General features: G+C 37.1%; 21 protein-coding genes. 8 read left to right on the forward strand and 13 right to left on the reverse strand.

All coding sequences use genetic code 11. The features are described 5' to 3' along the window. Nucleotides 1-62 precede the first annotated feature (62 nt). From lpxK to DRF59_RS08425, 6 genes are all read left to right on the forward strand, one after another. Nucleotides 63-1088: a tetraacyldisaccharide 4'-kinase gene (gene lpxK / locus DRF59_RS08400; protein WP_115958665.1), complete on the forward strand. Its 1026-nt coding sequence runs from the start codon at nucleotides 63-65 to the stop codon at nucleotides 1086-1088. Continuing rightward, complete coding sequence (locus DRF59_RS08405; RefSeq protein ID WP_115958667.1) at nucleotides 1072-1887, forward strand: purine-nucleoside phosphorylase; 816 nt, start codon at nucleotides 1072-1074, stop codon at nucleotides 1885-1887. The genes lpxK and DRF59_RS08405 overlap by 17 nt, the downstream gene beginning before the upstream one ends. A 175-nt stretch (nucleotides 1888-2062) precedes the next feature. After that, a complete protein-coding gene (locus DRF59_RS08410) occupies nucleotides 2063-2578 on the forward strand; it encodes a TlpA family protein disulfide reductase (protein ID WP_115958669.1) in 516 nt (171 codons plus the stop codon). A gap of 51 nt (nucleotides 2579-2629) precedes the next feature. Continuing rightward, complete coding sequence (locus tag DRF59_RS08415; RefSeq protein ID WP_115958671.1) at nucleotides 2630-3085, forward strand: GNAT family N-acetyltransferase; 456 nt, start codon at nucleotides 2630-2632, stop codon at nucleotides 3083-3085. Between the two features lie 76 nt (nucleotides 3086-3161). After that, nucleotides 3162-4259, forward strand: coding sequence for a DNA polymerase IV (gene dinB, locus DRF59_RS08420; protein WP_115958673.1), 1098 nt, complete (start codon nucleotides 3162-3164; stop codon nucleotides 4257-4259). Between the two features lie 44 nt (nucleotides 4260-4303). Then, entirely contained in the window at nucleotides 4304-5776 is a 1473-nt protein-coding gene (locus tag DRF59_RS08425; protein ID WP_115958675.1) for an alpha-amylase, read from the forward strand. An 80-nt stretch (nucleotides 5777-5856) separates the two neighbouring features. On the opposite strand, the gene DRF59_RS20740 is transcribed toward DRF59_RS08425, so the two are convergent. The 3 genes from DRF59_RS20740 to DRF59_RS08435 all read right to left on the reverse strand — a co-directional run bounded on the left by DRF59_RS20740 (nucleotide 5857) and on the right by DRF59_RS08435 (nucleotide 8516). Further along, nucleotides 5857-6024, reverse strand: coding sequence for a hypothetical protein (locus DRF59_RS20740; protein ID WP_157967444.1), 168 nt, complete (start codon nucleotides 6022-6024; stop codon nucleotides 5857-5859). A gap of 151 nt (nucleotides 6025-6175) precedes the next feature. After that, nucleotides 6176-7516, reverse strand: a complete 1341-nt coding sequence (locus DRF59_RS08430) for a carboxylesterase family protein (RefSeq protein ID WP_115958677.1) — start codon at nucleotides 7514-7516, stop codon at nucleotides 6176-6178. A 97-nt stretch (nucleotides 7517-7613) separates the two neighbouring features. Beyond that, entirely contained in the window at nucleotides 7614-8516 is a 903-nt protein-coding gene (locus tag DRF59_RS08435; protein ID WP_115958679.1) for a helix-turn-helix domain-containing protein, read from the reverse strand. Nucleotides 8517-8735: 219 nt separating this feature from the next. Between DRF59_RS08435 and DRF59_RS08440 the strand changes: the two genes are divergently transcribed. Then, complete coding sequence (locus DRF59_RS08440; protein ID WP_115958681.1) at nucleotides 8736-9791, forward strand: NAD(P)-dependent alcohol dehydrogenase; 1056 nt, start codon at nucleotides 8736-8738, stop codon at nucleotides 9789-9791. Between the two features lie 55 nt (nucleotides 9792-9846). On the opposite strand, the gene DRF59_RS08445 is transcribed toward DRF59_RS08440, so the two are convergent. Next, nucleotides 9847-10275 carry a winged helix-turn-helix transcriptional regulator gene (locus tag DRF59_RS08445; RefSeq protein WP_115958683.1) on the reverse strand — a complete coding sequence of 143 codons (429 nt, stop codon included), beginning with the start codon at nucleotides 10273-10275 and terminating at the stop codon, nucleotides 9847-9849. Between the two features lie 82 nt (nucleotides 10276-10357). On the opposite strand from DRF59_RS08445, the gene DRF59_RS08450 reads away from it, so the two are divergent. Continuing rightward, nucleotides 10358-11236: an NAD(P)H-binding protein gene (locus DRF59_RS08450; RefSeq protein WP_115958685.1), complete on the forward strand. Its 879-nt coding sequence runs from the start codon at nucleotides 10358-10360 to the stop codon at nucleotides 11234-11236. A gap of 111 nt (nucleotides 11237-11347) precedes the next feature. On the opposite strand, the gene DRF59_RS08455 is transcribed toward DRF59_RS08450, so the two are convergent. From DRF59_RS08455 to DRF59_RS08495, 9 genes are all read right to left on the reverse strand, one after another. Further along, entirely contained in the window at nucleotides 11348-12631 is a 1284-nt protein-coding gene (locus DRF59_RS08455) for an alkaline phosphatase family protein (protein WP_115958687.1), read from the reverse strand. 97 nt (nucleotides 12632-12728) lie between these two features. Continuing rightward, complete coding sequence (locus tag DRF59_RS08460; RefSeq protein ID WP_115958689.1) at nucleotides 12729-13565, reverse strand: GNAT family N-acetyltransferase; 837 nt, start codon at nucleotides 13563-13565, stop codon at nucleotides 12729-12731. Between the two features lie 32 nt (nucleotides 13566-13597). Then, nucleotides 13598-13981, reverse strand: a complete 384-nt coding sequence (locus tag DRF59_RS08465) for a cytidine deaminase (RefSeq protein ID WP_115958691.1) — start codon at nucleotides 13979-13981, stop codon at nucleotides 13598-13600. Nucleotides 13982-13995: 14 nt separating this feature from the next. Further along, a complete protein-coding gene (locus DRF59_RS08470; RefSeq protein WP_115958693.1) occupies nucleotides 13996-14304 on the reverse strand; it encodes a GrpB family protein in 309 nt (102 codons plus the stop codon). Nucleotides 14305-14430: 126 nt separating this feature from the next. Beyond that, nucleotides 14431-15192 (reverse strand): T9SS type A sorting domain-containing protein, encoded by a 762-nt coding sequence (locus tag DRF59_RS08475; RefSeq protein WP_115958695.1) that lies wholly within the window; start codon nucleotides 15190-15192, stop codon nucleotides 14431-14433. Nucleotide 15193: 1 nt separating this feature from the next. Beyond that, on the reverse strand, nucleotides 15194-15718 hold the full coding sequence (locus DRF59_RS08480; protein ID WP_115958697.1) for an ankyrin repeat domain-containing protein: 525 nt from the start codon (nucleotides 15716-15718) through the stop codon (nucleotides 15194-15196). Next, nucleotides 15715-16260, reverse strand: a complete 546-nt coding sequence (locus DRF59_RS08485; protein WP_115958699.1) for a YceI family protein — start codon at nucleotides 16258-16260, stop codon at nucleotides 15715-15717. Before DRF59_RS08485 ends, DRF59_RS08480 begins: the two co-directional genes overlap by 4 nt. An 11-nt stretch (nucleotides 16261-16271) precedes the next feature. Continuing rightward, entirely contained in the window at nucleotides 16272-16619 is a 348-nt protein-coding gene (locus DRF59_RS08490) for a c-type cytochrome (RefSeq protein ID WP_241505506.1), read from the reverse strand. Nucleotide 16620: 1 nt separating this feature from the next. Next, nucleotides 16621-17463, reverse strand: coding sequence for a DUF5777 family beta-barrel protein (locus DRF59_RS08495; RefSeq protein ID WP_115958703.1), 843 nt, complete (start codon nucleotides 17461-17463; stop codon nucleotides 16621-16623). Nucleotides 17464-17535: the final 72 nt, after the last annotated feature.

A 17535-nucleotide genomic window follows, 5' to 3' on the forward strand; every position in this document is an offset into this window, starting at 1 on the left:
TGTTGAAAAGTCTTTGAGAATATTACACTAAATCCTTACGAAAATCCTATTTTTGCATTCGTATGAAAAGATGGTACCTATATCCTTTTTCCCTTGCTTATCATTTGGTAACGGGTATCCGAAACACAATGTATGATTGGGGAATTTTAAAATCGACAAAATTCAAGACACCGATAATAAATGTCGGGAATCTGTCTGTGGGCGGAAGCGGAAAGTCCCCTATGGTGATGTACCTCGCTCAGTTTTTATCCAAACATTACAGGACCGGGGTACTTTCACGTGGCTACGGCAGACTTACCAAAGGGTATGAGGTAACCAATTATGACAGTAACTATAAAATGGTGGGTGACGAAGCCATGCAGCTTTTTGAACGTTTCAAGAACCGTTTTGTCATTGCTGTTTCGGAAGAGCGCGTTCCCGGTGCAAAAAAAGTAATTGAGGACATGGACCTGGATGTACTGGTACTGGATGATGCGATGCAGCATAGAGCTATTAAAGCCGGGTTCAATATTCTGATGACAGATTTCAATGACCCTTATTTTAAAGATTATCTTCTTCCCGCAGGAGATCTCCGTGAATCCAGATCGGGAGTGAGAAGAGCAGATATCATTATGGTGAGCAAATGCCCTGATGAACTGACTGAAGAGACAAAAAGATATTATATTTCAAGGATAAGACCTTCTCATCACCAAAAAGTATTCTTTTCTTCAATCGGATATGATGAAAACGTATATGGAAAAGATAAAATGCTTCCGGATAATAACCTGAATTATTATGATATCTTACTGATCACAGGAATTGCCAATCCAAAACCTTTGCTGGAACATCTTTCAAAATTTTCAAAAAGGGTTAAACATCTGAAATTCAGGGATCATCATAATTTCACTGATGAAGATATTAAAAAAATCCTTGCCGAATACAAAAAATTAGGCGAATACAAGCTGATATTAACCACAGAGAAGGATTATGTCCGTCTGAAAACTTTTGACTATCTTAGAGAAATTGTTTACTACTGGCCTATCAATGTACTTATTGATAAAAAGGAAGAATTCAATCAAATCATCTTAGATTATGTTAGAAAAAATTAAGGAGACCGCTGATTTTATCAAAAATATCATTCAGGAAACACCTGATTTTGCTGTTGTTTTAGGATCCGGACTTGGAAAACTGCAGGATGAAGTAAATCCCATCCATGTTTTAGAGTACAGGAACATCCCCAATTTTCCGCAAACTACAGTAGCCGGACATAGTGGAAAGCTTATTTACGGAACACTGGAAGGGAAAAAAATACTGATGATGAGCGGACGTTTTCATTATTATGAAGGACATTCTATGGAAACAGTAACCTTTCCAGTAAGGGTTTTTCATTTACTGGGAATAAAAAACCTTATCCTTTCCAATGCCTGCGGTGGAGTAAACCCAGCGTTCAGCGTTGCAGACATTGCTATTGTAAAGGACCATATCAACATGATGCCGGAACATCCTCTTCGTGGAAAAAATATAGATGAACTCGGACCCCGTTTTGTGGATATGAGTGAACCTTACAACAGATTGATGATCCAGATAGCTGAAAAAACCGCGTCAGAAAACAATATTAAAATCCATCAGGGAGTGTATGTAGCTCTTCAGGGCCCGACTTTTGAAACCCCGGCAGAATACGGGATGATCAAAGCAATCGGCGGAGATATGGTAGGAATGAGCACTGTTCCGGAAGTTATTGTGGCCAGACATATGGGAATGGATACATTCTGTATCTCTGTCATTACAGACCTTGGGGGACCGGATATCTCCTTTTCTGTTTCTCATGAAGAAGTTTTAAATGCAGCCAATAAGGCAATGCCTGATGTAATTACTGTAGTAAAAGGATTGATTAAAAATTATCAATAAAGAATATCCCGCTAAAGGCAATAACATCCCTCTCCCCTTCTATATTTGATCTGAAAAACACCACTCTCTATACACTATAGAATATATCAATATTATAAATTTTTCCTAATTCGAAAGAATTCAATGTCAGATTGCAATTCATTGATTAGTTTTGTATAAAATGAAATTGTACAAAATGAGAACGTGGTTATTAATTTTTATGATAGGATTTTTCGGATTAAGTTATTCCCAAAAGGCGCCTGCAGTTCTAAAAACAGGGTTTTCCAAAGAAGCGTTGAAACAAAGCCTTGAAGATGAGGAAGGGAAAAGTGTCACCATTCAGCAGATTCTTGATCAGCACAAAGGAAAGGTCTTAGTGATTGACTTTTGGGCCGGATGGTGCAGAGATTGTCTGAAAGCTCTCCCGAAAGCTGAAGAACTGGAAAGAAACAATCCTAATGTAGATTTTGTATTCTTATCGTTGGAGAGGTCAAAAGAAGGTTTTGATAAAAGTCTCGTAAGATTCAATATGAAAGATAAGGATAATTACTGGTTTTCTTCAGGCTGGAAAAACGATTTCAACAATTATATTGATCTGAACTGGATTCCGAGATATATGATTATTGATCAGAAATCATCTATTGCTAAGTATTATGCAATATCTCCGGAAGACCCTGAAATCCAACAAACCATTGACAAGCTTTTGAAATAAGGGCTTTATGTTAACTTGACATATGAGAGTAATGTATTATTAATTTAAACCATGATTATAAGAGAAGCCACAGCACAGGATTTAGAAATACTTTTAACTTTTGAACAGGGAATCGTTTCTGCCGAAAGACCTTTTAACAGTACATTAATTGATGGAGAAATTCATTACTATGACCTGAATCAGTTCATACAATCTCCTGATGCTACTTTAATTGTAGTGGAGGACAACAATGAACTTATTGCTTCAGGTTATGGGCTGATTAAAAAATCAGAAAAGGATTATTATAATTTTGAAGTCTATGCCTATCTTGGATTTATGTTTGTTAAGCCTGAATACAGAGGAAAAGGGGTCAATAAATTAATCACAGATGAGCTGATCCGCTGGGCAAAGTCAAGAGGTATTTCAGAAATAAGGCTTGATGTTTATGCCCGGAACGAAGCCGCAATAAAAGCTTATGAGAAAGCAGGTTTTGAACCTCTTCTTCTTACCATGAGATTGAAATCCTAAGAAAATCCTCTTTCTCAGCTTCAAATCTCCCTCCTATAAAAATTTACCATAAATAAATGAATCCATATCTTTGTATATGGATTTTTCTTTGCCACTTCGTAAAATTATTCATGTTGATATGGATGCATTCTATGCTTCTGTGGAGCAGCATGATAATCCGACTCTAAAAGGAAAGGCCATAGCAGTAGGCGGCCAGCACCGGGGCGTTGTTGCTGCAGCAAGCTATGAAGCAAGAAAATACGGAGTCCGGTCTGCGATGCCCAGTAAAACAGCAAAAGAAAAATGCCCGCACCTTATTTTTGTTCCTCCCCGTTTTGCCCGGTATAAAGAAATATCAAAAAAAATACGGGAAATTTTTTATGAATATACTGACCTTGTTGAACCCTTGTCGCTGGATGAGGCCTACCTGGATGTCACGGAAAATAAAAAAGGAATGGATTCTGCCAACCTCATTGCAAAGGAGATCCGGCAGAAAATATTTGAAGAAACCGGATTAACTGCTTCTGCAGGAATTTCTGTAAATAAATTTCTGGCCAAAGTAGCCTCTGATATCAATAAGCCCAATGGTCAGAAAACAATACATCCGGATAAAGTAGAAAGTTTTCTTGAGGAACTGCCTGTTGAAAAATTTTACGGGGTTGGAAAAGTTACAGCCAACAAAATGTTCAGCCTGGGAATCTACAAGGGTAAGGATTTAAAAAAGAGGTCGCTGGAAGAGCTCGTGAAACTTTTTGGAAAATCCGGCCAACATTATTACAATGTAGTACGTGGTATTCATTCTTCAGAGGTTAAACCTCATCGTATTCAGAAAAGTGTTGCGGTAGAGAGAACTTTTTTTGAAGATCTTTTTGACGAACAACAGATCAATGAAAAATTAGAGAGTCTGAGCCAGGAGCTCCATCATAGACTACAGAAAAATAATATTCTGGGAAGGACTTTAACTTTAAAAATAAAGTATAAAGATTTCTCTCTTTTTACAAGAAGTATAACGAGAGAAGATTATTTTACAGCTCCGGAACAGTATTTCAGTACCGGTAAAAAACTTTGGGAACTCCGCCCTTACGACAAGGCTGTACGTTTACTTGGGCTTTCCCTGTCCCATCTCAATACAGAAGAAAAAAAACAGGTTTCCGTTCAACTAAAAATCCCGTTTGAAGAATTTGAAAATCAGTAGATCAGTTTTTTTTATTAACTTGTATTCACCAAATCTTCAAATATATGAACCCAACAATGATTCAGTTTTTCCACTGGTATTCTGAAGGGGATGGAAAATTGTGGAAAGAAGCCGAAAAACAGGCAGAATATTTAGCAAAATTAGGAATCACTTCTGTATGGTTCCCACCCGCTTATAAAGGAACAAATGGCGGATATTCTATAGGATATGATGCTTATGATCTTTACGATCTGGGAGAGTTTAACCAAAAAGGAACTATTGCTACGAAATACGGAACCAAAGATGAATATATAAAAGCAATCAAAGCTTTAAAAAAACAAAATATTCAGGTTATTGTAGATATTGTCCTGGGCCATAAGGCAGGTGGCGATGAGCTGGAAAAGTTCAAGGCGGTGAAAGTAGACGAAGACAACAGGGAAAAAGTCATTTCTGATGTTATCGAAATAGAATCCTATACCAAATTTACATTCCCGGGAAGAGGAAAAAAATATTCTGATTTTGAATGGAACTTTACCTGCTTCAGCGGAGTTGACTATGCCGAAGGAATGGATTCCCATATTTATAAAATACAGTCTGAATATGGAAATGACTGGGAGGAAATGATCCATGATGAAAAGGGTAATTATGATTATCTCATGTATAATGATATTGAGCATCGGAATCCTTTTGTCCGTGAAGAGCTTAATAATTGGGCTAAATGGTATTTTGATCAGACGGATTTTGATGGGGTAAGGCTGGACGCCTTAAAGCATATTTCCTTTGACTTTTACAAGGAATGGCTTACCTTACTCCGTTCCAACTCAGGAAAAAATATCTTTGCAGTAGGAGAATACTGGGCCCCGGGATATCTTCATCTTCTCCAGAAATATATAGAAGTAACGGAAGGATGTATGAGCCTTTTTGACAGCTCCCTTCAAAACAATTTTCATAATGCATCCAAAGAAGGCGGTTCTTACGACCTGCGGAGAATTTTTGACGGGACCCTTACCCAGGCAGATCCGCTACACTCTGTAAGTCTGGTTGCCAATCATGACACCCAGCCGCTGCAAGACCTGGAAGCACCGGTAGACTCATGGTTTAAGCCGATTGCCTATGCTCTGATTCTATTGAGGAAAGATGGCTATCCATGTGTTTTCTATCCTGATTTATATGGTGCCCATTATATTGATAAAGACAGGGCTGGCCATGATCAGGAAATATTTATGCCTAAAGTAGACGGGATTGAAGAGCTTCTTAAAGCAAGAAAAGAATATGCATACGGAGAACAGAGGGATTATTTTGAAGATGCCAATTGTCTTGGATGGGTTCGGGAAGGAGATGACCAGCATCCGGGATGTGCTGTTGTCCTGAGCAATAAAGATGCCTATAACAAACCCATGGAGGTCGGAAAAAAATATGCTGGTAAAAAATTCACGGACTTGCTGAAAAGATTCAAGGATAAAGTTACTATTGATGAAAATGGCTGGGGGAACTTTCCGGTTCCTGCAGGAAATGTAAGTGTCTGGATTCCGGAATAACAAATAAAAAATAAGCATACATTTTCAGGAATTACCCTGAGATGTATGCTTACATATTTTATGGCAGGAATTGATCAATGCTAGCAATAGATATATCTGCAATTCCATATATCTGTTGCCCATTCGCAGCAGTATCCCTCCTCGTTAGAAGTACAGCAGACACGGTCCCGGATAATACCGCCGGCTTTCAGGTTTTTAAGCTCCTGCCTTTCGATTTTTCTTACGTTTGGATTCTCTTTTGTTTTCATGATAATTAATTTTTTGATTTGACTATCAAATATACATAAAAAAGATAGCTTTTAAAACAAAAAAAGAAACCAACATCCTGATTATATACATATTACAATCTATAAATCCATGTCTGATCTTTCCTGTGATTGTAAAACTTGACTATCTTTTTTAATTAACTTTCCGGAGATCCAGTATCTCTGGTCTTTCTGAATGATCAGAAATATTTCCCGTTCGGGCAAATTCCGTCCAGAGAGCTCTCAGTTTTTTCCCATTTTCATGGATGTACTCCCATGGTACTCCTCTTAACATTTCAGAGGATTCCCATGCTGGTTTATTTCCAAAAATCAAAGGCAGATCAATACAATGCGGAGCACCAATTCTGTTGTATTTTGATTGAGAATGAATTCTGAATAAATAAACATTTCTACCGCCATGTGCACAGTTCTCTGCAAATTTTTCGGCAGGTTTTCCGTAAATAAATTCTGTTGTTTTTTCAACAGTCTTATCCATAATCCTGAGCCCGATCCCTTTTCCAAAATATCTATTTAAAGCTTCTGAGGTCTTGAGATAAAAAGCTGTTTCATCATTGTTCAACCCGATGAGTACGTCGTATTTTTTTGCACTTTCCCTCCATTTTTCCAGCGACTCTTCTTCTTTACATAAAGGAGGATATCCGTATTGGATGCCAAAGGGCATTGCTGCTTTTAACCCATATTTCATAACAGAGGGTACAAACTTCCCATATTCATCCATCATCTTCAAAACATCAGTTTCATTTTTTAAACCATCTGTTTTCCTTAAAAATTCTGCAGACATCTTCTGTCTTTTGTGCCTCAATCCTAAAGGTGCACTCTGAATAATGACCCGTTGAAACAAGTTTTCAATTCCCTCTGAAATCATCAGATGAGCAATGGCATCTCCTCCGGAAGATTGTCCGAAAAGCGTAATATTATCAGGGTCACCACCAAAATCCGATATATATGTCTTTATCCATTTCAAAGCTTCGATCATATCAAAAAGGCCAAGATTCGGAGGTCTCTCTTCATCACCGCCTAAAAAACCAAAAAGTCCTAAACGATAGGAAACAGTTACTACTATAATGTTTTGTTCCTTTACCCATTCTGCCGGATCGGCAGTAGGTAAATCACCACATCCTATTTCATGAGATCCTCCATGAATCCATACGACAACAGGCAGCTTCCTATCATCTCTTATATTTTCAGGGCGTGTAATGGAAAGATACTGTGTAGATTCATCTGCTTCAAAGTTTTCAATATGCGTAATGCCTATCATTTTTTCCACAAGCGGACTTAATGCCTGTGGGCAAACCGGTGTTTTATCCGGAAAGATAATATCTGAGACAGAAGGCTGTAGAGGCACTGGTTTTTGAAATCTTTCCGAACAGGCGTAGCGGATACTTTTTGCGTTGATAATGCCTTCTTCTTTTAATGCTGTAATTCTCCCGAAACGGGTCTCAAAAATATAGAGTTCTTTCTGTTGTGATTTCATTTTGAAACTTCAAAATCTTTATTTTAAAGATAACTCTGTTTTTTCAGAAGAAAAAATTTACCCCATTTTTTAACATACAGAAATATTTATGTATGTTTCAGTTCAGAATTTTATATTCGCTTGGCGAAACACCTACTTTGGTTTTAAATAGTCTTGTAAAATGCTGCGGATATTTGAACCCCAGATCATAGGAAATCTCACTGATAGTTTTTCCATTGCCCAGGATTTGTTCTTTAGCTATATCAATGAGCTTGTTATGGATAAATTCCTGGGCAGAAATTCCCAGTTCTTTTTTAATAAGATCACCAAAATAGTTTGCTGACAGATTCAGTTTCTCCGCAAAGTAGTTCACCATAGGAAAACCAATGTTTTTAGGATCTTCAGATTTTAAGTAATCGTCAACCAGATTTTCAAATTTTCCAATAAGTCCCTGATTGATGTGGTCTCTTGTAATAAACTGGCGGTCATAAAATCGCATACAGTAATTGAGAAACAATTCAATATTGTTAACCACTAAAGATTTGCTGTGCTTATCAATAGGCTGCTCAAGCTCAAGTTTAATATTTTTAAAACATTCCAAAATAATTTCCCGTTCTTTTTCAGAAAGGTGCAAAGCTTCATGTACATCATATGAAAAGAACGAATAGTCTTTAATATGCTTCCCTAAATTTGTTCCTTTTATCAAATCAGGATGAAAAATTAAGGCAAATCCTGCCGGCTGCACAAATTTATCTTTATTGTAAATTCCATAGACCTGTCCGGGAGCAATGAAAACCAATGTCCCTTCCTGGTAATCATAACTGTGCTTTCCATACTGCATATCTCCACACATTACATCTTTTAAAAAAACAGTATAAAACCCAAATTTTCTTTTATGCTGGCAAACAGGAGCAGATTTGGAAAAATCAATGATGCCCACCAGCGGATGCAGGGTTTCATGATTTGCCATTTTATTATATTCTGCAATACTGTTATAGATTTCAACCTCCTGGTTTTCCATGAAATACGTTTTTTGTACCATTCAAAATTACTACTTTCAAGTGTAACTGAAATGGAGTCTGTAAAATTGGTAGGTAATTCGGTAATCTGTATAAGTCCTGTTTATTGGAAAGTTTCGAATTTTGCATTATTATGGAAGTTTTTAAATGGTTACTGTTCGTAGCCAACAAGAACATAACCATTTATAAAACAGTTTGCTAAACTTAAATTAAGATAAAAAATGAGTACAATCACAGTAAAGGCTTATGGTGCTGAATCTACCACAGCAGACCTGAAAGAAATGAATATTGAAAGAAGAGAAGTAACCTCAAAGGATGTGGAAATTGAAATTTTATACTGCGGGGTATGCCATTCTGATCTTCATACTGCAAGAAACGACTGGGGCGGATCTTTATATCCTGTAGTTCCCGGACATGAAATTGTCGGAAGAATTACAAAAACAGGAAGTGAAGTTTCCAAATTTAAAGTGGGAGACCTTGCAGCAGTAGGATGCATGGTAGATTCATGTGGACATTGTGACAGCTGCAAGCATGATCTGGAACAATATTGTCAAAATGGATTCACAGGAACTTATAACGGGAAAGATAAACATCTTGGAGGCCATACTTTCGGAGGATATTCCCAAAAAGTAGTGGTTGATGAACATTTTGTTTTAAGTGTTCCTGAAAATCTTGATCTTGCAGCAGTAGCACCACTTCTATGTGCAGGAATTACCACATGGTCACCACTTAGACACTGGAACGCTGGCCCGGGTTCAAAAGTGGCTGTTGTAGGATTAGGCGGTTTAGGCCATATGGCTATCAAATTAGCAAAAGGATTAGGGGCAGAAGTTACTTTATTCTCAAGAACTCCCGGGAAAACGGATGATGCTAAACAACTTGGAGCAGATCATGTAGTAATCTCTACGGATGACCTGCAAATGGATGCCGTAAAAGGTAAATTTGACCTTATCATTGATACAGTACCTTATGAGCACGATATCAATCCCTATATGCAGACACTTTCCCTGAACGGAACCCTGGTTCTTGTAGGGTTCGTAGGAGAATTCCAGGAAACTGAAGTAAGTACAAGACCTATGATCTTCCAACGCCGTTCTGTAGCAGGATCTTTGATCGGAGGTATTGCAGAAACCCAGGAATTATTAGATTTCTGCGGAAAACATAATATTGTCTCTGATATTGAACTGATCAAAATGCAGGATATCAACAATGCGTATGAAAGAATGCTGAAAAGCGATGTAAAATACCGTTTTGTCATTGATATGCAGTCTTTATAATAATTCTTCTACAAAATATTAACAAAACAGGCGCTTCAGATTGAAGCGCCTGTTTTTATTTTTTTAAGTTCCGGCTAAAAGCATTCTGATCCTGATTGGCTATATATCTGTTTCCTTCAGCGCTTTTTTTATCATTCCTTTCCATGTCCTGAAATGCCCATGCAGCCATCGCATCAATAACAGGAGCCAGTTCATTACCTGCTTCACTCAGCTTATAGGTGACATGAGGAGGTACTACAGGCTTTGCTGTTCTGATAATCAACCCATCTGTTTCGAGCTGTTTCAAATGCTGGATCAGCATTTTTTCCGTTACGGCAGGAATTGCTTTTTTCAATTCACTGTATCTTTTTTCTCCTGTAGAAAGATTGAATAAGATAATCGGTTTCCAGAATCCGCCAATTCTTTCCATAACATACATTACCGGGCAATCCTGGATCGTCTTTTTATTCTCCTGAATGGTTGAACTTTCTTTAATCGCTGTCATAGTTACATACTTTAGGGTAAGTACTTGTATAAAAGTAAGTACAAATATAACTTTGTTCACAGAAATAAAAAAATATTTACATATGAAAATCGTAATCACAGGATCATTAGGAAACGTAGCTAAACCATTGTCACAACAATTAATTACCGAAGGGCATAATGTTACTATAGTAAGCAGCAGCAATGAAAGAAAACATGATATTGAATCTCTGGGAGCTACTCCTGCCATAGGATCTATCACAGACGCTCAGTTTTTAACCCAGACATTTGACGGGGCTGATGCTGTTTTTGTAATGACACCTCCTGCTATCAGCCCGGATAAGATTGTGGAAAACACAACGAATGCCGGAAAAAATTATGCTGAAGCTTTAAAAAAGGCCAATGTAAAAAGAGCCGTAATGCTAAGCAGCGTAGGAGCTGAATCACCGGTAGAAAACGGTCCGATTGCAGGGCTTCACAACATTGAAAAACTGTATAATGAAGTAGAAGATACCACTTTTACTTTCTTAAGAGCCGGATATTTTTACAATAACTTTTTCAATGATATTCCTTTGATTCAAAATGCAGGAATCATTGGAGCAAATTATCCTGCAAGTATTGAAGTACCAGTTGTACACCCAACTGATATTGCGAAAGCGGCGGCTGAAGAACTGGTAAAAGACGGAAATACCAATACTATCAGATATATTGTAAGCGATATAAGAAAAGCATCTGATTTTGCTAAAGTTTTGGGTTCTGCTGTTAATAAGCCGGAGCTTACATGGATAGAATTCTCTGATGAAGATTCTTTAAACGGAATGCTGCAGGCCGGACTTCCTGAAGACATGGCTAAGCTATATGTCGAAATGGGTAGAGGAATCAGAACCGGTGTTGTACAGAAGGATTATATTGATCACGGTTCTCCTGTTACAGGAAATGTTAAATTGGAAGATTTTGCCAAAGAATTTGCTTCTCAATTTTAATTTCTTTGGTCTTGAAACAAAAGTTCAAGGCTGGAATTAAGATGCTAGCTATAAGTAATTTCGGCGCACCAAAGGTGCGCCGAAATTATTTTATAATATATTTAATCAATACTATTTTTTGTTTTTTAAAGTTCCTTTTAAAACTTTCAGTTTTCCATCAATAGGCTGATCAATTTTTAATCCTAAAACCTCAGCTACCAATGGATAAACATTGATGTTCGCAAATTCACTGATCACCATGTTATTTTTAAATTCCGGTCCCCATGCAAAGAATATAGCTTTCATTTCCGGAACAACTTTAGGATTATAACCATGTTTTCCAACAGATGTTTTTTTCCCTTTTTCAAGGAAGATTTTAGGAGCTCTCGGGATCAGAAGAATCTGTCCGATCCTGTTATACTGATCATCTCTTGTTGCAAAATGCAGGTATCTAGGAAGTCTTTTATCCAGATACACTTCATAATCATCTGTTTTATTGGCTTTCAGTTCTTTATAAACCGCTTTCACCTCATGCGAATTTTTAACATAAACCCTTAACAGAGTCTGGGAATTGTAAAAATCGAACCTGTTTTTATCAAAAAGAATAGCCGGAATTTCCAAAGGTGTACCTCCGTCTACTTTGATCATTCCATGATCTGAGACAAAAATAAAATTGACATTTTTTAATCCCAGGTCATCAACCTTCTGAACCAAATTACCAATTGCCTCATCAATCAGATGCACAGCATTTTCAGTTTCTTTGGCATCGGGCCCGAAATGATGACCGCTGCCATCTACTTCAGGGAAATACAACGAAATAAAATGAGGTCTCTTTTCTTCAGGCAATTTAAGCCAGTTTACTACTTTTTCAACTTTTTCAGAGGGTGTAAATTTCTCATGATAAGGATAATAATAAGTAGGCCTCATTCCCCCGGCATCACTGGCTGATCCTACCCACATTAAAGAAGCTGAAACCAGCCCTTGCTTTTCTGCTAATCCCCAAAGCGGAGTTCCTCCGTACCAGCTTCCGTCTTCAGCATTTTTCTTATTGTTCATGGCATATCCTTCTTTTCTCTTGTAATCATAGAAAAAATTATCAATCAAACCATGATGAGATGGATAAAGTCCGGTGATTAAGCTCCAGTGGTTGGGAAAAGTTATGCTTGGATAACTTGGGATCATTGCTTCAGCCTGTACTCCCCCTCCTGAAAGTCTCAAAAGGTTTTGAGCATTATACTTTTTGGCATAATCATATCTGAAACCGTCTGTAGAGATCATAATCACATAGGGCTTCGACTGAACTTCCGGACTGTTCTGACGACCCGGAACAATAACCTGGGCAGTATCAATATTTCCCTGTTGGGCAAAAGCCGTTAAGGAAATGAGCAGCAGTAAAAAATGGATTCCTCGCTTCATTATTTAAATTTTGGCAAAGTTACATTCTATCTTGTTCCCTGAAAAATTCAGAAGATTAAAAGTATATTAAAACCTGTTGATTAAAATCCAACAGCATTTATAGAAAGCGTTTCATTTCAAATTGTGAAATCCAGTTTGTAAGACCGACTTTTTCACTAAGGAACCTGCTTGTATTTTCTGATACATCATCTATATTATTAAAAGATACAGGCTGTCCATTTCCAACAGCATCAAAAAGGGATGTCCCTACTCCTTTTCTTCTGTAATCTTTGTCAACAGCAATCTGATATATTTTCCTTATAACAGGATTATAAATCAAATAGCCAATAAGCTTTTCGTTTTCATAAGCCCCGAAAGTGATAAGATCGTTTTGAATCCGGTCCAGTACAGATATACAGCCTTGCCATGAAGGCTCAATATCCCAGAATGAACGGAATTTGTCCCATTGAAATTCCTTTAGTTCTCTTATATTAATTGCTGATTGTCTTTTTCCGGACTTAATATTCCCATTAAAACAAAGTAAACGTCTTACTTTCGTAAAGCCTAAATTCTCATAAGCCCTTATTGCCTGGTTATTCCCTTCAATTACTTCAAGAAGCAGTACATCAGCATTTTTCTTTTTTAATATTGGAATAATAAAATCATACATTTTCCTGACTAATCCTTTTCCCCTGTGTTCGGGAACGATACCTGTTCCTCCGTTGTAAATGATTGTCTCGCCATTCTCATTTTTTTCAGCCTGAAGAATAAACCCGGCCAGCTCTCCATCTTCAAATGCGCCTACAGACAGATTCAAATCTATTTTTTCAGCATTAATTTTGAAAATAAGCTGTTCTTCCGACAAGTGAAAAGGCACCACATAATCTGAAAAAGAAAGGTTAAACACAGCTAAAATATCCTTTATACTACTATCTGCTAAGGTTTTAAACTCCATTAATATCTTTTATTTTAAGTCCGGTTAATACATTACCATTCTCTGTCAATACCTTCTTTCCAGTCAAAAGGTATCAATTCCTTTAACATCACGAATACGCCATTCTTAACTTCTATGATAGCCTTTAGGTTTTCTCTGGATAATTGACTGATTAATTCTCTGCATCGCCCGCAGGGAGGTACTGCATTACCTTCGTGATCTACCGCAACTAACGCTTTGATATGATATTCCCCATGTTTCAACATTTCCGCTACAGTACTATGTTCTGCACAAAATCCCATAGAACAGGCAGTATCTATGCTAAACATTTCCATGTATGGTGGAATTGCTGCAGCAATTCCACCATACTCCACATAATCGTTCAGTACTTTGATTCCTGCAAGCCTACGGGCTATTCCTTTTAAATCATTCTCCATTGGCTAAGCATAAATTACTTCTGTTGGTTTAGAAAGGTATTTAATTTAATGAAGAAACGGCGATAAGGCATATCTTCATTATACTTTTCATAATAAATATACTCTTTCCCCGCCAGAAGGGATGGAACTTTATCCAGCTCTTTTTCATCCTTTACACCAATCATAATATCTATGATCGGTTTTGCAGATAATCCTTCTACAGATGTACTGCCAATATGCTCAATTTGCGGATTTAAACAACCTATAGTTCCATTCAGCTCATTTTGGATAGACTCAAATTGGATTCTCCAGTCAGGATTATATTTTTCAAAAATAATTTTCATGGCAACTGATGAGATACAAAGATATGAAAATCCTTTCAACACACTGGGAATTAAGTATTCAATACAAAAAATAATACCTCTGAAAACAGAGGTATTATTAAATATTTAGATTGTGTTTTTTATTGACTATTCTTTAATAAGTTTTTCGTACAGGATACTGCCGTCTTTCAATTCAATTTCAAAATAGTAACTTCCTGTTTTAAGATCTTCAACGCTGATACTTTCTTTATCCGGTTTTACAGATTTTATTTTTCTTCCTGTAGCTTCATAGATTTCAATAGATTTTACCTTATCAAAATTCTTGAAACTTACTGTTGTTTTTGCCGGATTAGGATAAAGGGTTACGATTTTACTTTGTATAGCGGCTTCATTGGTAGATAAATTACTTGCTGTCATAGTTAACGTTGCATATCCCCTGTTACTGGAACTATGCTGTGAGATGGTAGTACTGCCTCCTCTTGCATAAAATATATCCAGCGGGCCTGCTGCATTTGGAATCGGGCTATCTCCTGCGCTTCCTGATAAACTTCTGGTCGCAACAATAGTCCGTGTACTTCCTGAAACAGTATTGGATGTAATGGTCCAATCCTGAACAGCATCCGCAGTAGGAGAAGCTCCAATGCCATTAAAGGTATAATCAAGATTTGTGTTGACAGTAGAAGTACTATTATAAATAAATCCGTCTGCCCCTGCATCCATTCCCGCGTCTCCGGCCCCTATTCCCAAATAAGAAGTACTATTTCCTGTAAGTGTCAGAGTTGCAAGAGTAGGTGTAGTGTCAAGTTTCACAGTCATTCCAGTTGTCCCCAGACTTACCGTTCCTGAAGAGAACTGAGCCCAGGCAAAGTTTACAAGGGCTACGCTTAATGTTAGTAAAGTTTTTTTCATATCAATTTTTTAAGAGATTAATGATTTCTTTATTTTCAGTTTTTAAAGCATATTCAAAAGGAGTTACTCCCATTGAATCTTTTTTCGTTTTATCTGCTTTGTATTTCAATAGCAGTTCTACCAGTTCTTTATTTCCAAATTTAACAGCCCAGAATAAAGGAGTTACCCCTGTACTGTCTGCAATATTAGGATCTGCATTTTTCTTCAACAGCCTCTCTACCAGGTCACGGTTATATTTTACAGCAAGACCGGCCAATGCTGTTCCTTCCTGACTTCTGTAATTAACATCTTTCACATGGTCAATCAAGAATTTGGCAACTTCGGTATTTCCCCGGTAACAAGCCAGAATAAGTGGAGAAAACCCATTGTCATTGGTTTGGTTAATAATATCCGGATTTTGCTTCATCAGTTCCTGTACCTCAATAACTGTCCCGCTTCTGGCAATATCAAATATTGATTTTGCATTATTCTGGGCAACTAGGAATGAGCTCAGGAATATTCCGAAGATCAACATTAAATTTCTCATTGTTTTATCAATATATAATTATATTCGACATTTACGTTTTCAGCTATTTTTTTCGTTACCATCTTTGGGATTGTCACTTTATAATCAGCTGGTCTGGCCACGAATCCTCCTTGCATATAAATCTTACCATCCTTTGCATACAATGTCGCTGAAGAAGTAACAGCTTTATCTACACCGTGAAAATTCAGAGTTCCCTGAACCGTATATTTTTGCGGGCTTGCAGTCAGCTTAGTCTTATCAAAATTGATAATCTTTCCTTTGAATGTTGCTTTCGGGTACTTGGCAGTTTCCGCATAGCTTTCATTAAAGTGTTCCTCCATTAATTTTGTTTTAAAATGAAAGTTCTTAACTGCGGAAAGCGATGCCAGCTCTCCGTTATCTGCATTTAAAACCACAACATTGTTATCATCCTGTGCATAAATATCTTCAAATAAAGGTACTGACGCCTCAAAAGTTACTTTTCCTGTTTTTGAACTGTATTTCTGTGCCGAAATATAACCGGCAAAAAACAGTGATACACTAAATACTATTAATTTTTTCATAGCAGTCTTTTTTAATTTTCCGTTAATCCGTCAGCTTTCCATTTTATGAACATATTGATTTGCGCTGCAGACAATGACCCTCCCTGAGGCATTTTTCCCGGATCTCCGGCAGGTCTCTGAATACGGTCAAGAATTCCGTCTATATTTTCTTTTACCTGATCATAGGTTGTTAAGGGCTTAAAGCTTCCTGCAGAATGACATCCTATACAATTATTATTCACAATAGGCTTTATGTCTGCAGTATAGCTTACCGGCAATAAAATAGGTATATTGTCTGAAATTTCCTCATAGGTACTGCTTTCGCAGGCAGTTAATAATACTGCTGATGATATGATCCAGAAATGTGTTAACTTTTTCATATTAAAAAACTCTATAAAGATTAAACCCAAAGAAAATATGACCTTTTCCCCATTCTCCTGAAGCATTGGTAAGATATCCGATATCTGAATTGATCTGGGAATTTGTAAATAAAAGCTGAAAAACATGTCCCCCGGTTTCTATATCTACTCCTAATGACAGGGGATTTTTATAAAAACTGTGACTATCAAAATTTACGAAATACTCTGCATTGACAGAGATTCTTTTTGAAATTTTATACCGGCCTCCCAATCCGGCAAGAAATTGATTTTTATCTTCAACTGACGGCTCATAGAGGTTTTTGTGAACAAACGATGGAGTTAGCTGTAATGAAAGCTTATCATTAAAGCGTCTTGATATCAAAGCCTGAGTAAGATAGGAAAGCCTGTCTCCGAATGTAAGGAACGGGTAATTATCTTTACTCAGATCCGTATTGACTCCCATTACATTATATCCCACAATATCAACCGGAAAGTTATCATTTTGTTTTACAAGTTTGTATTTAACAGCCCCCTCAAAAGTTTTCATATTGGTTTCCCTGGATAAACTAAGGGAAACAGCATCAGTAATGCCATAAATCACGCCTAGTTTGGTAGAAGCATTATCCAGTCCGAAAAAATCTTTGAATCCTGTGCTGATGTCTCCAAATCTGTGTGCAACAACGATATACCATTCTTTTTTAGCAGCCAGTTTTGTAGATTGTCCGGTAACAATCTGTAATGCTTTGAAAGCCGGTTGTGAAATTTCTGTATTGGTTTTGAGAGTGTCAATATCTTTCAGAAGGTCTTCTTGTGCAAAAGCAAAACCTGATGAAAATACTGACAAAAATAAGAGAGCTTTTGTCATATACAATTTAAATTATAATATGACAAACTTATCAAGTTATTGTTTCAAAAATATGTGATAAAAGTCACCTAA

The sequence above is a fragment of the Chryseobacterium flavum genome, assembly GCF_003385595.1.
GTDB classification, from domain to species: domain Bacteria; phylum Bacteroidota; class Bacteroidia; order Flavobacteriales; family Weeksellaceae; genus Chryseobacterium; species Chryseobacterium flavum.